Source organism: Paenibacillus sp. OSY-SE (assembly GCF_000283315.1).
Classification (GTDB): domain Bacteria; phylum Bacillota; class Bacilli; order Paenibacillales; family Paenibacillaceae; genus Paenibacillus_B; species Paenibacillus_B profundus.
The window spans coordinates 1-17,548 of record NZ_ALKF01000176.1 but is presented as its reverse complement, the minus strand read 5'-3'; the positions used below and the strand labels follow the sequence as shown (position 1 = coordinate 17,548).

Annotated in this window: 13 protein-coding genes, 1 tRNA gene and 1 rRNA gene; 1 reads left to right on the top strand and 14 read right to left on the bottom strand. The window is 48.6% G+C overall.

Annotated elements, in window-relative coordinates; translation table 11 throughout:
* Positions 1 to 17: 17 nt before the first annotated feature.
* Positions 18 to 2,351, bottom strand: a complete 2,334-nt coding sequence (locus tag A372_RS0112290) for an ATP-binding protein (RefSeq protein WP_019421149.1) — start codon at positions 2,349 to 2,351, stop codon at positions 18 to 20.
* Positions 2,352 to 2,754: 403 nt separating this feature from the next.
* Between A372_RS0112290 and tadA the strand changes: the two genes are divergently transcribed.
* Positions 2,755 to 3,237 (top strand): tRNA adenosine(34) deaminase TadA, encoded by a 483-nt coding sequence (tadA, locus tag A372_RS0112285; protein WP_036704050.1) that lies wholly within the window; start codon positions 2,755 to 2,757, stop codon positions 3,235 to 3,237.
* 170 nt (positions 3,238 to 3,407) lie between these two features.
* Here tadA and A372_RS35445 read toward each other — a convergent pair whose 3' ends face one another.
* From A372_RS35445 to rrf, 13 genes are all read right to left on the bottom strand, one after another.
* Positions 3,408 to 7,010, bottom strand: a complete 3,603-nt coding sequence (locus tag A372_RS35445; protein WP_019421147.1) for an endo-beta-N-acetylglucosaminidase — start codon at positions 7,008 to 7,010, stop codon at positions 3,408 to 3,410.
* A gap of 265 nt (positions 7,011 to 7,275) precedes the next feature.
* Positions 7,276 to 8,331 (bottom strand): DUF6612 family protein, encoded by a 1,056-nt coding sequence (locus tag A372_RS0112275; RefSeq protein WP_019421146.1) that lies wholly within the window; start codon positions 8,329 to 8,331, stop codon positions 7,276 to 7,278.
* 148 nt (positions 8,332 to 8,479) lie between these two features.
* Complete coding sequence (locus tag A372_RS0112270; protein WP_019421145.1) at positions 8,480 to 9,403, bottom strand: YitT family protein; 924 nt, start codon at positions 9,401 to 9,403, stop codon at positions 8,480 to 8,482.
* A gap of 280 nt (positions 9,404 to 9,683) precedes the next feature.
* A complete protein-coding gene (locus tag A372_RS0112265) occupies positions 9,684 to 9,842 on the bottom strand; it encodes a small acid-soluble spore protein P (protein ID WP_019421144.1) in 159 nt (52 codons plus the stop codon).
* 28 nt (positions 9,843 to 9,870) lie between these two features.
* The gene (locus tag A372_RS37940; RefSeq protein ID WP_019421143.1) at positions 9,871 to 10,041 is read right to left on the bottom strand and encodes a hypothetical protein; all 171 of its coding nucleotides are present in this window, start codon (positions 10,039 to 10,041) and stop codon (positions 9,871 to 9,873) included.
* A 16-nt stretch (positions 10,042 to 10,057) separates the two neighbouring features.
* On the bottom strand, positions 10,058 to 10,414 hold the full coding sequence (locus A372_RS0112255; protein ID WP_019421142.1) for a hypothetical protein: 357 nt from the start codon (positions 10,412 to 10,414) through the stop codon (positions 10,058 to 10,060).
* Between the two features lie 108 nt (positions 10,415 to 10,522).
* Positions 10,523 to 10,611, bottom strand: a tRNA-Ser gene (locus A372_RS0112250).
* An 80-nt stretch (positions 10,612 to 10,691) separates the two neighbouring features.
* On the bottom strand, positions 10,692 to 11,975 hold the full coding sequence (gene serS / locus A372_RS0112245) for a serine--tRNA ligase (RefSeq protein ID WP_019421141.1): 1,284 nt from the start codon (positions 11,973 to 11,975) through the stop codon (positions 10,692 to 10,694).
* A gap of 157 nt (positions 11,976 to 12,132) precedes the next feature.
* A complete protein-coding gene (pdxT, locus tag A372_RS0112240; RefSeq protein ID WP_019421140.1) occupies positions 12,133 to 12,726 on the bottom strand; it encodes a pyridoxal 5'-phosphate synthase glutaminase subunit PdxT in 594 nt (197 codons plus the stop codon).
* Positions 12,727 to 12,749: 23 nt separating this feature from the next.
* Positions 12,750 to 13,631, bottom strand: a complete 882-nt coding sequence (gene pdxS, locus A372_RS0112235; protein WP_019421139.1) for a pyridoxal 5'-phosphate synthase lyase subunit PdxS — start codon at positions 13,629 to 13,631, stop codon at positions 12,750 to 12,752.
* A gap of 182 nt (positions 13,632 to 13,813) precedes the next feature.
* Positions 13,814 to 15,211: a serine hydrolase gene (locus tag A372_RS0112230; protein WP_019421138.1), complete on the bottom strand. Its 1,398-nt coding sequence runs from the start codon at positions 15,209 to 15,211 to the stop codon at positions 13,814 to 13,816.
* Positions 15,212 to 15,331: 120 nt separating this feature from the next.
* Positions 15,332 to 16,795 (bottom strand): IMP dehydrogenase, encoded by a 1,464-nt coding sequence (gene guaB / locus A372_RS0112225; protein WP_019421137.1) that lies wholly within the window; start codon positions 16,793 to 16,795, stop codon positions 15,332 to 15,334.
* A 654-nt stretch (positions 16,796 to 17,449) separates the two neighbouring features.
* Positions 17,450 to 17,548 (bottom strand): 5S ribosomal RNA (gene rrf / locus A372_RS35440); the annotation flags it as partial.

The following is a 17,548-nucleotide window of genomic DNA, read 5'->3' as shown; positions in this document are numbered from 1 at the left end:
GGGCACCCTGTATTTGTTTACATTGGAGCTCCACTCCGTAGAAGCGGGCACGACGTCTTCTGATCTTCCACAACTTCCACTGCCGGGAGTGCAATCGTTACTTCTGTCCCCTGATTCAGCTCACTCGTAATGTCCATTGTTCCCCGATGATTATGAATGATGCGTTGACTGACCATTAAGCCAAGACCAGTTCCCTGTTCTTTGTTGGTAAAGAACGGATCACCCAGACGAGCCAGGTGATCTGCTGGTATGCCAATGCCATAATCTTTAATGATAATGACCACCTCATTGGTTCCCCGAGCCTCTACGCGCAGCTCGATCTCCCCTTCGCTCGGCGTTGCCTCCATTCCGTTCTTAATAATGTTGATGAACACCTGCTTAAGCTGATTCTCTTCACAATTAACCAACGGAATTTCCTGATCGAAATGCTTCACGAATTCAATGTTATACAAGTGCGCTTGACTGTCTAATAGAGAAAGAACCTCCTGCAATATGATACGAACATCCTTCGCCTGGAAGCTTACTGCTTGCGGCTTCGCTAAAATGAGAAATTCACTGACGATGAGATTAATCCGGTCCAATTCCGACAGCATCATATCCACGTGCCCGTCGTTCATCCGCTTCGTCTGCTGCTGCAGCTGTAAAAATCCGCGCAGCGTCGTCAACGGGTTGCGGATTTCGTGCGCGACGCCCGCTGCCAATTGCCCGACTGTCGTCAGCTTCTCGGAGCGTCTGAGCAGCTCTTCCATCCGCTTACGGTTCGTCATATCCCGTGTAATGCTCGCCCAAGCGATGCATTCACCCGCTTCGTCATAAATTGGCGACGTGCTGACACTCACATCGAGCAGGTGCCCATCCTTCGTAAGCCTCGTCGTCTCTCTGATACTTACGGGATCACCCGCCTGCAGCGACTCTTCGATCTTGCGTTCTTCGTCTCGCAAGTGCTCAGGTATATTGGGCAGCGAACTGCCGATTACCTCGTCTGTCGTCCACCCGTACATATCGACAAACGCTTGATTGACACGTTCGATTTGTCCATGCAAGTTCGTCACATGAATCGCATCTTTCGATTGGTTGATGAACGACTCCAGATGCTCCTTCATCGCCCGGTTCTCCTCATACAATGTCCGCAGCCGTTCGGTGGACATATCCAGATTACGTGCCATCGAGTTAATCCGCTGTGCAAGAAGTCCGAGCTCGTCCTTGCGCTCAATGTTCAATTTCGTATGAAAATGACCGACCGATATCATATTTACTTTATTTAATATTGATTGAATCGGACGAATCAGCATTCCAGACAATATATAACTGCTAATGAGAACGATCTCCAACAGTACGACGCCTATCGCGATATTCCGCATCAATTGATCATGCAGCGTCGCCATGAGCGAATCGGAATCCATCGCAATATTCAACACATATGGCTTCTCAGCGTGGATCGGGATGAACCCTTTAATGATAGTCCTGTTACCGAACTGTCCTTCGTAGAACAACGGCTTCGCTTGCTCCAGCGCTTCATCCACATACTGCTTGTCATGGCCATGCTTTAGATTATAGCTCCCATATAGCACTGCACTGTCCTGCTGACGAACAAATTGAATGCCGTCGTGACGCACGGTCAATTTCGGCGGTCTGTCGAATGTTTCCGGGTTGAGCGCAGCGATTTCAATGACGCTCGCTTGGGTCTTGACCGTCCGCTCGATTAGATTATCCGGCTTGGTCAGTTCAAGAAACGTATCCACTCGATCATCGCGGATATAAGGATTAATGATATAATCCCGCTTGCCATCGTAATAGTAGCCCCATTTATCAATATGATTCGGGTTGGACGTGGATACATCAAATGGACCGGACCAGAAATTCTTCAGCTTCTCTCCTTTTGCAATCGACACTTGTTGCGCCTCAAGCAGCTGTTGAAATGCTGTATGCCAGTATCCCCATTTTTTTGTGGACATCCCGATTTCGCTCGGATCCGAAGAACGCTCTATAATAATATCGCTGCTGTCAGGCACCGCACGAAGCAAAGACATATGGGAGATGCCTAGGTCTTTACAGATCGACTGTAGTTGCTCATTTGATACTTGGTCGATACGGGGAGGGAGTTTACCCGCTGCATACATGGAAGCCATTTTCAGCTTTTCTGCTAGCTGTACTTCAAATGACTTGGCGGTCAATCGAGATTGCTGAACGGATACATTGATTTGCTGTGCAATTACGTTCATACGCTGCTGTATTTCTTCGATAAGCTTGTCCTTGGTGACATTGTAGGTGAGGACCATATGAAGCAGAAGAACAACGAGTACAATGATGGATATGGAGATGGATAACTTGGCTTTGATTGAAAGTCGCATGCTTCACCTCTATCAGGTCTATCTTATCGCCTGTTCATAATGACGAATATTCCTGACAAATGTTGTATTTATTTGTAGCTTCTCTACGAATCATATCTTAATTTGCAGCGATTTGTCTATCGTTTTTGGATAATACTGCTGGATGAGAGTATAATTGTAGCGTTCAGAGTATGATTATGCGCCAAAAAATAGTTATCAACAACTTATTCACATAATGTGAACAGTTATGGATAATATGTGTATAATAGTGTGAGTAAATATATACTTATCCACATACTTGTACACAGAGTGTTAACAACGAATATTTGTTCGGGGAATAACGATTAGACTTTTGCACACCTCGGCGTCTACCCTCTAGCCGAGTCTGAAACGTTGTCCAAGAAAGGAAGTTTTTGGCTTGAACATGCAACCACTTGAACCGCAAGATATGAAGCAGCACGAGCATTGGATGCGTATCGCAATGGAAGAAGCGAAGAAAGCCGAAGCCATCGGTGAGGTTCCTATTGGCGCTATCGTCGTCCACGGAGATGACGTCATAGGGCGTGGCTACAATCTGCGCGAGACGACGCTTGATTCCACTGCCCACGCCGAGATGATTGCCATAAGACAAGCGAGCGAAGCCTTGCAGGCATGGCGCCTGCTCGATTGCACATTATACGTAACTTTGGAGCCGTGTCCGATGTGCGCGGGAGCCATCGTGCAGTCACGCGTTCCACGTGTCGTCTACGGGACGACTGATCCGAAGGCAGGGTGCGCAGGAACGCTTATGAATCTGCTGCAGGAGTCCCGTTTCAATCATCGTGCGGACGTGATCGATGGCATACTGCGTGACGAATGCGCGGCGATGCTGACCCAGTTTTTTCGCCGTCTGCGTAAAAAGGAGTAAACGCTCCCTCTTCCTGAATCCACTATCTTATCTACGACACAGCCGAGTCAAATGTCATTGCCTCACTGCCGCTCCTGAATGCCGAAGGTTAAGATTCAGATTAGAATAATAAAAAAAGTCGCCCCCGAGTCAGTAGATGGCCCGGGAGGCGGCTTATATTGAAACACATACTATTTCATCTTATCCATAACACGGTTCATCACAAGGGCCGCTTCAGCCCGGCTGACGGATTGCTTCGGTTGGAAGGTTCCGTCCGGATAGCCCTTCACGAGATTATGGCCTGCTGCGATCTTCACTGCTTCGTGTGCCCACGGTGCTACGGCATCACGGTCTGTAAACGTTAATACTTGCGCGCCGTCGGTCAGCTTCAGTGCGCGAACGATCATCACGGACAGTTCTTCGCGTGTAATCGAATCGTTCGGTTTGAACTGCTTCGCATCATTGCCCACGATGATGCCTTGCTGCGCTGCGGCTTCGATAAACCCTTTTGCCCAATAATCTCCAGTCACATCGGCAAATTGGATAGCGCTTGCTTGGCCCGGGTTCAATTGCAGCGCTCGCGCGAACATGGCTGCCGCTTCCGCACGCGTCATGCTTCGCTGCGGCTTGAACGTGCCATCTGGATAAGCAGTGATAACCTGCTCTTTAGCCAGACGTTGAATCGCGTCCTGTGCCCAGTGTCCGTTCAAATCAGTAAATGTAACAGGCTGCTTTGTATCATTTGTATCTTTATCGCCTGTTGTATTGTCTCCGGGTTTGTCACCGGATTTGTCAGTTGTCGTATCCGGTGTCGGCGTAACGGTCGTAGACGATGTGCTGTCATAGCTGCTGTTGCTGCTGTCTCCGTTGTCGCTTGAACCGCTGTTGCTGCTATTTTCGTTATCGCTTGAACCGTTGTCGCCCAAGTTGCCATCGCCGTCTGTTGTCTTCGCATAGACGCCATGAGCTTCGAATTCATAAATGCGCGCAGCAACGTCTGCCCTGGTTTGAGACGGTTGCGTCGTAATCAGCTTTACGTAACGCGCATTTGTCAGCGGAATCTGATGTGTGGATACAGCCGAACTGTTATCCGTCACCGTGACCGCATCCGTCCAATTCTCCCCATCATTGCTGAGTTGAATCTTGAATCCTCGTGTATTCAAGGATGGACCTTCGCCACCGCTTTCTGCGTGATGAATGACAAATTTGCTCAGCTTCGATTCTTTTCCTAAATCCACGACCATCCAGTGAGGGAACTTGTCCTTCGTCGTATATACGGCACACCATTTACTGTTGTCTGTCACTTTGCCGTCTACAGCGAATTTCGGCGCTTCACCGTCACTGACGAAGCTGCTTGCGGTAACCTTCTTGCCGAGCGCCAAGTTGCGAGCCAGCGCAACTTCATCTCGAGTGACGCGGATGAATTGCTCTTGTCGCTTCACGTCTTCGCCCTCGCTATTTTTGACGGTCAAGATAACTGGATACGTTCCTTCCTTGTCATACACGACCACGGGGTTCGCATCCGTGCTGGACGAAGGTGTACCGCCTGGAAATTCCCAACTGCGAACTTCCGTTACTTCGGAAGACTTATCGATGAACTTCACAGCTTCGCCTGGCTCGACAATGACATGCTCTGCCGTGAAGTCAGCACTAGGCTTCGGATAAGCCGGCCATTCCATGTTCATTCGAGTTGACTCGCCACGTGTGAATTGCGGGCTAACTGCAACGACTTGGAGCGTTGAATGCGATTCTTTGCCTTCGCGGCGAATGTTCGATACGTAGTATGCTGAATTCGGCGTCGCGCCTAAGAACGCCTTCGAACCGTCCTGATTCACCCGGTACACTTCATAGTGGTGCACATCACCGGACAATTTGTCCCAAGATAAGCGAATATCGCTATAAATGCCTTCCTTCACTTCGTTGTCGATAACGGATAAGTTCGTCACACCCGGAAGAACAGCTTGCTTCGATTCGTTATACACGGACAATTCACCAATGTTGACGGAGAAATCAGCAATGTCCTGCTTGCTGCCTACATATAGGGACACCTCGGAAATTTCACGCCCTGCAAAAGGTTTCAATGAGAACTTCATCGTATTCCATTGTCCTGGCTTGTACACGCTGTCCGTTACGGAAGCAGTGTGTTCCATATCAGTTGCTGGTGTTGTCGCTGTTAACGTGTCCGCAGCGTGTCTGGCAGCTAGATCAGAAACTTGGCGATAAGTCGCAGCCGTAACAGTCCGCTGAACGGCTAGTGTACTATCTGCAATGCCTTCCGGATCGACAAGGACGACATCATTCAGTTGATCTTTGAAGGTGAGTCCAAGCTTCACGTCGAAATTGCTCGCATTTGAAAAATAGGTTGCGGATACGACAGTAGGCTCACTTACCGTCAAGTCTGCAGCGTACAGCTTCGCAGTCGTGCTGTTCTGTGGCGACAGATGTCCTTCAAGCTTCAATGAGCTTCCTCCGTAATATGCGCGGTCAAAGTCGAAGCCCGCTTTCAGCGGGTCGCCGTCGCTCTTCGTAATCCAGCGCCATGTCGGCATAATGTCCTGCAGACTCAAGTTGTTCCATGTCTTGTTGGACACGACGTCGCCTTGAACAGTGAACTGCTTGCCATGACCCGTGTTGAAGTGCGTCACGAATGGCATGTCGTTGACGACGGATTTTTCCGCTATGTAATTAGAGACGCCTTTCCAATCCTTGCCGTCCTTGACCGGACGTTCTGGCGTGCCGTTCAAGCCAACCCAATACATTCTCTCTTTGTTATAGAAATCTTCCGAATCCTCCGAGTTATGGAACGTCGTCCAGTCTTGACGGTACAAGCCCACAGAAGCGTCCTTGCTCTGTTCGAACAGCTTGTTCCAGTTCGGGTTGAAGCCGCTTGCTTGCTCGTCGATGCCGAACAGCAGGTCTTGAGGCTGGCGACCCAATTGCTGGGCTTTGTCAATGGAGCTGGCGACAGTGCCTTTCTTGAACCAGTTGAAGTTGACGAACATGTTGTCGGACACGCGTTGGCTGCCGTCCTGCAAGAACGATTCGTTCTTCTCATTCAGAGCATCCTGCCAACTGACATTACCGTCTTTGACCATCGAATCGTACCAGAGCAGCTTCATGTTCGCAGGTTTATGTTCTTGGAAATATTTCATGAATTTCTGGACTTTAGCGGCATCTTCCTCGGTCCCATCATGCGTCTCTTGATTGATGAACCATCCGTCAAATCCGTAATATTCAGCGGCTTGAATTAATTTGTCCGCAATCGGAAAGCGGCCATTCTCTTCTTGAACGACTTCACGCAGCCACTCGATATCGCCGCCGTAAGCGTTCGGCGGGAAGAATATGGTGCCGAGCACCGGAACGCCGTTCTTATGCGCGGCATCGATGATGTCGGCGCTTGGTGCTACAATGATACCTTGCTTGGCAGAACCGCCCCATGCAACGTACTGATCAATGTACTGCCAATACCCGAATGCGTACGCGTGAAAGTCATCTGATCCTTGGGAAGGGAACCCGATTGTATGCGCTTGCATACTAGCCAAATGAGTGACGCTGCGGTCCGGCGACGCCGTTCCATTGACGGGCTTGCCTTTAAAGCGATCTGCGAGCGGAATGCTTGATTTGTTGAATATATCATCCTTGTTTTCGCCAGGCTCCCATTGCTTCAGTTCTTGGGGGAACCAATACGGTGAATACGGTTGTTCGGCAAAAGCATTTGGAGCAAATGCAGTCAAAGAGCTGCAGAGGAGTGTTGTTGCGAGCAAGACTTTCCATGGCGTATGCTTCTTCTTCATGTGAATTCTAACTCCTTTTTTGTTATGTAAACGCTTTAATTCATTGTGCTCCATTATTCAAGGAATAGATAGTGTACAAACTAAAGGAACGTTGTATTAAATCCATGTAAGCGCTGTTTTCAAGGATTTCAAAGGCAAAAGATGTAGTTTTTTGTATGCTGGGGTACAATGTCATGGGATCACCCTAGAGAAAGCGTACATGCCCTGTCACATCAACAACGACAAAAAACCGACCCTCTTGGAGGGTCGGTTTTTGACGACGATATTAATATCCGCCGAACATTTGTTGCAGTTGATCCATTGTTACCACATCTGTTGGAATGCCGATTTTGAAATCCGCTTTTCCATTAATGTTCGTGTATTCGTTTGTAATGCGAGCAGCTACTTTCGCCTGCTGGCCGTCCTCTGTAAACTCAAGGTTCGCCACGATTTGCTGATACGCAGGGAATTGATCTTTATCAATCGCCGTCGTCATGCTGAACTCGTTAATCTTCATCGTTTTCTTGATTTCCTCGATGCCCTTCTTCAGCTCGTTATCATCAGACTGAAGATCTTTCTTCATCGCATCAATATCAGATTGTTCCAATTTAAGCAGCTTGCGATATTCTTCTTTGCTCACCACTTCTGTCAAAGCTGGAACTGCGTCCTTTACAAAGGTTGTCATGAATTGATCAAAGCTCTCATTCGTTACGTTGAACTTCACAATTTCCTTTGCTTTTACTGTATCCGGCAAACCAGCATCTTTCTTGTCTACCTTCGAGAAGAATGTCTTCTCATCGAATTTGCTTACAATCGCTTTGAACAAGTCGTTGGAGAAATTCTGCATCGTCTTCATGTCAGCTGCGGTCGGAAGCGGCTCGCCTGTCTCTTCAGCCAACTGTTTCAAATCCATTTCGATGAATTTGCCGACTAGATCTTGCGGAAGTGGAAGGGTCGGAATATTAGGAACCTTCACCCAGATCTTATCTTGGTTCATGACGATTGGAAGTGTAAAGGTTAATGCCATATCGCCCTTCAAGTTAACTTCCAGATTCGCTTCCATCTGCAGCGGTTCCTGCTGCATGACACCGTTCACGCTCAACTCGGCGTTCTTCAGCATGCTTATTACCATCTGCGCATTCGGATCCGTTGTGGTGCTTGCTGCATTTACTAAGAAATCATCAATTTTAATCGAACTATTAAAAGAATATGATTTCATTTCGAGCGACTTGCCAAAAGCGCCTTCTACCGCTTCCTTCGGATTGCTCTTCGCACCGCAACCCGTGATGATTAAGGCGAAGGCAAATACCATGGCCAACGCGCCCTTCATCCATCTGTTCATTGAATTCAGCTCCCCTATCCATTTAAATGGTGTCTAAATTAACCCAATACATATTAACCTATACGTATGATTTTGAATATAGTTCCTTAGAAATATATTTAGTGAACATTCTCATTGACATGCGCAATGCGTCCTATTTATACCCACTCTAATGAATATCTTTCTTCTTGAAGCGCCCGCCCTTCACATCATGGATGTTGCCAATCGCCAGAAATGCTTGCGGATCATGCTCTTCCACAATAGATTTCAGCTTGGCTTCCTCCAGCCGGGTAATAACAGTAAAAATGACTTTCTTCTCATCACCCGAGTATCCGCCTTCTCCCTGCATGTACGTTACCCCGCGGCCAAGGCGGCTCAACAGCGCATCACCAATCGCTTTATGATTGTCGCTAATAATCCAGACCGATTTGGAATCGTTTAAACCTTCCAATGTAATGTCAATCATCTTAAATGCGACGTAGTAGGCAATAAGCGAGTACATTGCCCGGTCCCATCCAAATACGAATCCAGCGCTGGATAGAATGAACAGGTTGAAAAACATGACGATTTCGCCGACAGAAAAAGGCGTCCTTTTATTCAGCAAAATGGCCACAATTTCCGTACCGTCCAACGATCCGCCAAAGCGAATGACCAGTCCTACGCCGATTCCAAGAATAATCCCTCCGAATACAGCTGCAAGAAACGTGTTCTCTGTAAATGCCGCTACAGGATGCAGCAGCGCCGTGCTTAACGACATAATTGCAACTCCAAGCAGCGTGGTGAGGGCAAATGTTTTGCCAATTTGCTTGTACCCCATAATGAGAAATGGCAGATTCAGAATGAACAGAAATACTCCAAGCGGAACACCTGCAATATGTGACAAAATAATGGAAATCCCCGTCACTCCGCCGTCCGTAATCTGATTCGGCACAAGAAACAGCTCCAGGCCCACCCCCATCAGCACGGCACCAATACTAACAAAGATTATACGTTTCAGTAGCTTCAAAAGCCCTATACTCGTATGCTGCTGACGTTGTACGGACGCAATCGCTGCGGATTCTATCGCAGTCAGCTGCTCAATGGCCTGCTCCATCACTTTCTGCTCCTGAGCCGCAGCTATCTCGGCTGAGTGCTGTGATAAAACGCTTCGATCTGATTGATCATGTTCATTTTTGGGATTGGTCACCGCGTTCACCTCTCTTTAGTTACTTTTTTGTTACTAATATTATTATACCGAACTCAGAGGCAAGAATGGACCTAACGGATCAATTTTCCTGTAAAAAAATTAAAGAGCGCGGAACTTTCCCCATATCGCGGGAAAAAACCATGCTCTTCATCAAAGAAATTTCAGGATGTGCCGTGCAGTTCGTTCCTCACCCTTCCGGGTTGTTGTGATGCACGTGGTTGCCATTTTTCACTTTCTTCGAACCTGATAGCGGTTCTTGCATTGCACCGCGCTCATTGCCTGCGTGATGGCGGTTAGATTGATTCTTAGCCGCACTTGGTACCGGAACCGATTTCGACTTGCTCATAACTTCGTCGCTTCCTCTCTACAGTGTATTATAAATGCTCCAAATCAGTTGGCTTGTCATGATTCAACGCATCCTGATGACGGCGATCATTCCGATCCTGCTGTATTTGCTGGGATTGATGACTGTTGACGGGCGCCGCATCCAAATCTTTGACCACACCGCTCAAGTTTTTGTCCAAGCGGCCTTTGGCTTTCGTCATGTTCATTCCTCCTGAGTCATGATTCTCCATGGTGTGTTACATCGTGCAACTCTTGTGCGCATTCATGAATATGCCGCATGTAGTTCTGTGCCAGCTCCTGAATAACCTGCGTGCGTTCATCCACATGCAAGCCGTCCCGTTCGACATCAAGTAATTGCAAGTCCACTTCCCGGGAGTCCACATAGGCACACTGGAAGTCGAACGAGTACATTTGACGGCCTGCGGTATCGATATGGATAAGAAGTCCTTGCGGGTTCGCACCGTCTGGCAAGACGGTTGCTCTGTCTCCCTGTTCCAGCTTTCTCGGCAGCGTCTGCTGCCATTCATTAACGAGTCGCGATTGATCGACTTGCACTGCCTCTTCCTTATTCATAAGACCCACACCTCCACTATTCAATAACAGTTTGCGGATGGGGTCATTATTTTATGCAGCAAAAAACCCACATCCAAAAAAGATGTGGGTTCCAATTACAAAGTATAATGGCGGAGAGGGTGGGATTCGAACCCACGTGGGCTTGCACCCTAACGGTTTTCAAGACCGCCCCGTTATGACCGCTTCGGTACCTCTCCGAACTATGACTGTCCGAAAGCAAAGTCGAACAGTCATTATTCTATCATGATTCTGTCTATTATGCAACTATTACTGTTTCCTATTTCTTCTGATGAATGGCATCCAAGCCACCCATGTAAGGACGGAGCACTTCCGGAATCTCAATCGATCCGTCTGCTTGCTGATAGTTCTCCATAATAGCCGCAACCGTACGTCCGATAGCAAGGCCCGAGCCATTCAACGTATGCACGAATTCCGGCTTCGACTTCGTATCGCGACGGAAACGAATGTTAGCGCGGCGCGCTTGGAAATCTTCGAAGTTGGAGCACGACGAAATCTCACGGTAGGTGCCGCTGCTCGGCAGCCACACTTCAAGATCGAACGTTTTGGCTGAACTGAAGCCAAGGTCTCCTGCACAGAGAGCCATTACGCGGTATGGGAGCTTTAGCAGCTGCAAAATTTTCTCGGCATGTTCTGTTAACGATTCCAGCTCTGCATACGAATCCTCTGGCTTCACCAGCTTCACCATCTCAACCTTGTTGAACTGGTGCTGACGAATCAAGCCGCGTGTATCTCTTCCTGAAGCACCCGCTTCAGAACGGAAGCATGCACTGTACGCCGTATAATAACGCGGAACGTCTTCCAGATTGAGAATTTCATCCCGATGCAAGTTGGTCACCGGCACTTCTGCCGTTGGGATGAGATAATAATCCGTGCCCTGCAGCTTGAACAAATCCTCTTCGAACTTCGGCAGCTGACCAGTGCCGACCAAGCTGTCACGATTCACAATAAGCGGTGGAAGCACTTCTTCATAGCCGTGCTGCATCGTATGCACATCCAGCATGAAGCTAATTAGCGCACGCTCTAGACGCGCACCCGTTCCTTTGTAGAATACGAAGCGCGAGCCCGTCACCTTGCCTGCTCGCTCGAAGTCCAACACGCCCAAGTCCTGTGCCAAATCCCAATGCGCCTTCGCTTCGAACTCGAATGATCTCGGTTCGTTCCAGCGACGGATTTCCACATTGTCATCTTCCGACAGACCGATAGGCACGCTCTCATGGGGAACATTCGGAATCGCTAGCGTCATTTCTTCCATCTGCGCTTCAATCAAGCGGATGTCTTCATCCAACGCTTTAATATGATCGCCGACTTCACGCATTTCGATAATGAGGTCGTCAGCCGATTCCCCAGCTTTCTTTTTCTTCGCCACGTCCTGCGATACGACGTTACGCCGATTTTTCAACTGCTCGGTCTCTTGAAGCATCTCCCGGCGGCGTGCGTCAAGCTCAGGAAATCCAGCAATCATGTCATGCGACTTGCCCCGATTCTGCAGCGCTTGCTCCACACGTCCGAACTCGTTTCTTAATAACTTAATGTCTAGCACTGACTGTCCCTCCTGCCAGAAACGGCTGAACCGCCCTTTCTCTGGAGACAAGGACATACCGTTTCTATCTATGCCATTTCAAATTTCAATCGTATTCCGATAAAAACACCTTAACCCTACCCTTAAGGGGAACGGAGTCAAGGTGTTTTGCTATTCCTTATCCTGCTACGTTCAGGTGCTGTTTAACCATTTCGGCAAAGTAACGATGCAGATTAGCATCATCCGTCAGTTCCGGATGGAACGAGCAAGCCAGCAGGTGCCCCTGTCTTGCCGTTACAATCTCGCCGTTCACTTCGCACAATACGTCTACATCAGCCCCCACCGCTTTAATGAGCGGCGCACGGATGAACACGGCTCGCACCGGCTCATCTATGCCGTGGACATTCAGGTCCGTCTCAAAGCTCTCCCGTTGGCGTCCGAAGGCATTGCGCAGCACCGTCATGTCCATCAGCCCCAAATGGGGCTCTTCCGGACCTTGCTGACTCTCAATATGGTTAGCCAGGACGATAAGACCCGCACACGTGCCGAAGATGGGCTTGCCTTGCGCCGAGAAGGCACGAATCGCATCAATAAAGCCGTACTTGCGCATCAGCTTGCCGATCGTCGTGCTTTCACCACCGGGAATCACAAGACCCTGAAGCTCGTCCAGCTGCTCCGGACGCTTGACGGCGACCGCCTTGACACCTGCCTCTTCCAAGCTCCGCATATGTTCTGCAACAGCGCCCTGCAGGGCTAACACTCCGATGTTCATCCGTGATTGACCTTCTTTCTGTCTTACCAGCCGCGGTCTTGCATGCGCTCCGACGGCGCCAGCTTTGAAATTTCAATCCCTTTCATCGGCGTACCCAAGTTCTTCGATACTTGCGCGATAAGGGCATAATCTTGATAATGCGTCGTTGCTTCCACGATTGCGCGTGCAAACTTCTCTGGGCTGTCCGATTTGAAAATACCGGAGCCAACAAATACGCCGTCCGCACCCAAATGCATCATGAGCGCTGCGTCCGATGGTGTTGCTATACCGCCGGCTGCAAAATTAACGACCGGCAGCTTGCCGCCCTCATGAATTTGAAGCAGCAGATCATAGGAAACGCCCAAATTTTTCGCTTCCGCATACAGCTCGTCCTTCGACGAATTCTGGATTTTGCGGATCTGACTGTTGATCAGGCGCATATGACGAACCGCTTCTACGATGTTGCCTGTGCCAGGCTCGCCTTTCGTACGGAGCATAGCCGCACCTTCACCGATACGACGAAGCGCTTCTCCCAAGTCTTTCGCGCCGCATACGAACGGAATCGTGAATTCATTTTTGTCGATATGGAACACTTCATCCGCCGGTGTTAATACTTCCGACTCATCAATATAATCAACGCCAAGCGACTCCAGTACTTTCGCTTCTACATAATGGCCAATTCGCGCTTTCGCCATAACCGGAATGGAGACGACTTTCATCACTTCTTCGACGATGGTCGGGTCTGCCATACGAGCTACGCCGCCCGCCGCACGGATATCCGAAGGAACGCGTTCCAAGGCCATAACCGCTGTTGCGCCGGCCGCTTCCGCAATCTTTGCTTGCTCTGCATTCATGACGTCCATAATGACGCCGCCTTTTTGCATTTCCGCCATACCACGTTTGACTCGAGCTGTACCTGTTTCCATCTTTGTATGCCCCCTGCCATTACTCATATTAACTTGCCGTTACTTAACCGATACGAATCATCGTCCTATAGACGACACGACCTGCCAAATCAAGGTTCATTCACTTATTTTACATGATACGCCATAGGATAGACAACCAATATTGTCGGAATTGACAAATAGATTGCCTTTATTCGTGCAGATTAGAACAAATTTTTAATCGATTTGAACAAATCTACAAAAAAGTCCCCAATGGCGCGGAAAAACAGACGCCACCAGCTTCCCTTCTCCACATCCTCTGACGCGATCAGGTTGACCGTTTGTTTCTGTTCCACATCTTTATCTTTATACGTAAAGGTAATCGTTCCGACTTTTTGCCCGTTTTTAATCGGAGCAACCAACTCATTTTCCGGGATTAGCTTCTCGGCATGCGTAATCTTGTCGTCTACCTTGGCACCTTTCGGCACAACAAACGCTACGCCCGATTCGGTTACAATCGGAACTTGCGTCTTGACGCCCTTCTTAATTGGCGCTTCCTCCACGCCGGCGACGACTTTCTTCGGAGCCACGACGCTCTTCACCTCATAGCTGGTGAAGCCGTGGTCAAGCAGCTTCTGCGTCTGCACGAAACGCTCGCTCTTCGAGCTTGTCCCCATAACGACCGAGATTAGGCGCATGTTATCACGCACTGCCGTACCCGCAAAGGTGTATTTGGCTTGATCAGTGAACCCCGTCTTCATTCCATCTAATCCTTGATAGGCGTACCGCTTGAAGTTCGTAATATTTTTGTTCGCTTCCAGCATCCAATTCAAGTTCGTTATCGGCGTCTGATCCCGCTCGCGGAACTTAAACGATTGAATTGTCGTGAACTCGCTGAATTCTGGATGATCGACGACAATAGCACGCACAAGCTTGGCGACGTCCATTGCAGACATTACCGTCTCATCAGTGCCTTCAGGACGATAGTCCTTGGGCATATCATTCCTTCCAAGTCCAGTGGAGTTGATGAAATGCGCCGTAGACATGCCTAATCTCTTCGCCGTTTCGTTCATCAGCTTGACGAATTCAGGTTCCGATCCCGCAATGTGTTCTGCCAGCGCGACGGTGGCATCATTGGCAGAGCCAATCGCCATGGCGATGTATAAATCGCGTACCTTATGCTTATCTCCCTGGGCCAAGAAAATACGGGAACCTTCAGTCAGGGAAGCATGCTCAAGCGTTGTCACCTCGTCGTCCCAACTGAGCTCCTTGTTCTCTACCTTTTCCATAACGATATACTCAGTCATCATCTTCGTCATGCTTGCCGGAGGCTTAGGCGAGTTCGAATCAATATCTACAAGCACTTGTCCCGTGCTGGCTTCCATTAAGATTGCAGAGGTCACTTCCAAACCGAGTGACGTCGCCGTCGCTTTTGGAGCTGGAGCTGAGGCATCTTTCTTCGCTGCAGCTTGTTCCCCTTTCGCTGCAGTTGCTGCCGCTTCGGCAACCACCATTCCTGCTGAAGGCAGTAAGGCAAAGCTTAATATTTGACATGCGGTAACAATCGCGACCGCTCGTTTCCATGTTGTACGTCTAGATGTTTGTTTGTGCTTCAACACCACGACAACTCCTCTCCTGTATTATCCCACATGAAGTTATTCTAACATAGCGGGACACGCAAAAAAAAGACAGGGTTGTAATACCCTGCCTTTCTTTGTCGAATCTGCACGAAATGATTCAAGTTACAAGGAATAGTTTGGAGCTTCCTTCGTAATTTGCACATCGTGCGGATGGCTTTCCCGAAGACCTGCACCCGAAATTTTGACGAAATACGTATCGTTTTGCAATTCGTGCAAATTATTCGTTCCGCAGTAACCCATACCCGCTCTAAGACCACCGAGAAGCTGATGAATCGTATCGGCAAGCGGCCCTTTATAAGCAACACGTCCCTCGATTCCTTCTGGAACGAGCTTCTTCTCATTGTCATTGTCCTGGAAATAGCGATCCTTGCTTCCTTGCTTCATAGCGCCGAGGGAACCCATCCCACGGTATACCTTGAAGCGGCGTCCTTGATAAATCTCGGATTCGCCTGGACTCTCTTCTGTACCTGCGAACAAGCTGCCAAGCATAACTGCGCCTGCGCCTGCCGCAATAGCTTTCGTTATATCACCGGAATATTTGATGCCGCCGTCTGCGATAACCGGAATGCCGTATTCACGCGCTACCGCTGCACAATCGTACACTGCCGTAACTTGTGGCACACCAATACCCGCAATGACACGTGTTGTACAGATGGAGCCTGGCCCGATACCGACTTTAACGACGGACGCTCCAGCTTCGATCAAGTCGCGAGTCGCATCACCTGTTGCGACGTTGCCCGCGATAATCGTCAACTCTGGATATAAGCCGCGCAATTTGCGAACGGCTTCAATAATGTTGATATGATGGCCGTGAGCCGAGTCGACGACAATGACGTCCACGCCCGCTTGAACAAGCGCTTCTGCACGCTCATACGTATCTTTCGAAATCCCTATCGCCGCGCCGCACAGGAGACGCCCTTGCTCGTCTTTCGCTGCATTCGGGTATTGAATCGCTTTTTCGATATCTTTAATGGTAATGAGACCTTTCAACGTGTTCGTCTCATCTACCAGCGGCAGCTTCTCAATCTTGTGCTGCTGCAAAATAACTTCCGCTTCCTCGAGCGTCGTTCCGACAGCTGCCGTCACTAAGTTATCATGCGTCATAACTTCCTTAATGAGAATACTGAAGTCATGCACGAAGCGAAGGTCACGGTTCGTTAAAATGCCGACCAGCTTATAATTGTCATCGACAATCGGCACACCGGAAATACGATATTTGGCCATCAAGCGATCAGCCTCTTCTACCGTATGTTCAGGCGACAAAGAGAACGGATTGGTAATGACACCACTCTCCGAACGCTTAACGCGGTCAACTTCCTCGGCTTGCTGTTCAATTGGCATATTTTTGTGAACAATACCAATTCCGCCTTCACGTGCAATTGCGATGGCAAGCGGAGCCTCGGTAACCGTGTCCATACCTGCGCTAATCAAAGGAATATTTAACTTCACTTTGCTGCTTAAGCGTGTCGATACATCTGTTTCTCGTGGCAATACACTCGATTTACGCGGCACCAACAGCACATCGTCAAATGTTAAACCTTCCTTTACAAACTTAGATTCCCACACCAGAAAGTTCCTCCCTTGATTTAAATTGGCGATCCATCGGCCGAACCCTTGTGAGACGGGGCTTGTCCTCCGATTTACGTCATCTCTCTGAATATATTATTGCAATCTTAGCAAAGCGGTATAAGGCTGTCAAGAATAAGTGGCTTTTAATGAAATGGATGTTTCAATGCTTTTCAATAATTTTCAAAATCTAGAGTGTCCTCCCCACGTATACAAATCAAATTACTGCTAATTAGTATGAGAAAGGTCGCACTGTATCATTCTTTCACTCAACCAAAATGGCTGCAAAAATGAGAATTAGCACGTTCCGCCTACTGCCAGACTTCATATTTGTGAAGGTTTCTCAGATTTTGATGGTCTGCAGATGCATAATTACTATAATATACCTAAGAATAGACAGCATTTTACTGATACCCTTTCGAATAAAAAGGATAAGTTGGTCTTATCTAAAGACAAGATTCACTCATACGACGATTGGGGGACACGATCTTACCTGCAAAAGTACATATAACGTGCCCATTGCGTCTATTTTGCCTTATGAACTGCAATAGTGTTGATTTCCTTTGTTTCACACCTATAAGGGAAAGTAACAGCAGGAGCAGATGCGTGCTTGTATACAAAAAATCCACTGACATGAGTCAGTGGATTTCGTCTGCTTGGCAACGTCCTACTCTCCCGGGACCCTGCGGTCCAAGTACCATCGGCGCTGGAGGGCTTAACGGTCGTGTTCGGGATGGGTACGCGTGGAACCCC

Bases quoted from the DNA above. Each gene is read 5' to 3' on its own strand.
- A372_RS0112290 (WP_019421149.1), bottom strand. From the start codon at position 2,351: ATGCGACTTTCAATCAAAGCCAAGTTATCCATCTCCATATCCATCATT.
- tadA (WP_036704050.1), top strand. From the start codon at position 2,755: ATGCAACCACTTGAACCGCAAGATATGAAGCAGCACGAGCATTGGATG.
- A372_RS35445 (WP_019421147.1), bottom strand. From the start codon at position 7,010: ATGAAGAAGAAGCATACGCCATGGAAAGTCTTGCTCGCAACAACACTC.
- A372_RS0112275 (WP_019421146.1), bottom strand. From the start codon at position 8,331: ATGAACAGATGGATGAAGGGCGCGTTGGCCATGGTATTTGCCTTCGCC.
- A372_RS0112270 (WP_019421145.1), bottom strand. From the start codon at position 9,403: ATGGAGCAGGCCATTGAGCAGCTGACTGCGATAGAATCCGCAGCGATT.
- A372_RS0112265 (WP_019421144.1), bottom strand. From the start codon at position 9,842: ATGAGCAAGTCGAAATCGGTTCCGGTACCAAGTGCGGCTAAGAATCAA.
- A372_RS37940 (WP_019421143.1), bottom strand. From the start codon at position 10,041: ATGACGAAAGCCAAAGGCCGCTTGGACAAAAACTTGAGCGGTGTGGTC.
- A372_RS0112255 (WP_019421142.1), bottom strand. From the start codon at position 10,414: ATGAATAAGGAAGAGGCAGTGCAAGTCGATCAATCGCGACTCGTTAAT.
- pdxT (WP_019421140.1), bottom strand. From the start codon at position 12,726: ATGAACATCGGAGTGTTAGCCCTGCAGGGCGCTGTTGCAGAACATATG.
- pdxS (WP_019421139.1), bottom strand. From the start codon at position 13,631: ATGGAAACAGGTACAGCTCGAGTCAAACGTGGTATGGCGGAAATGCAA.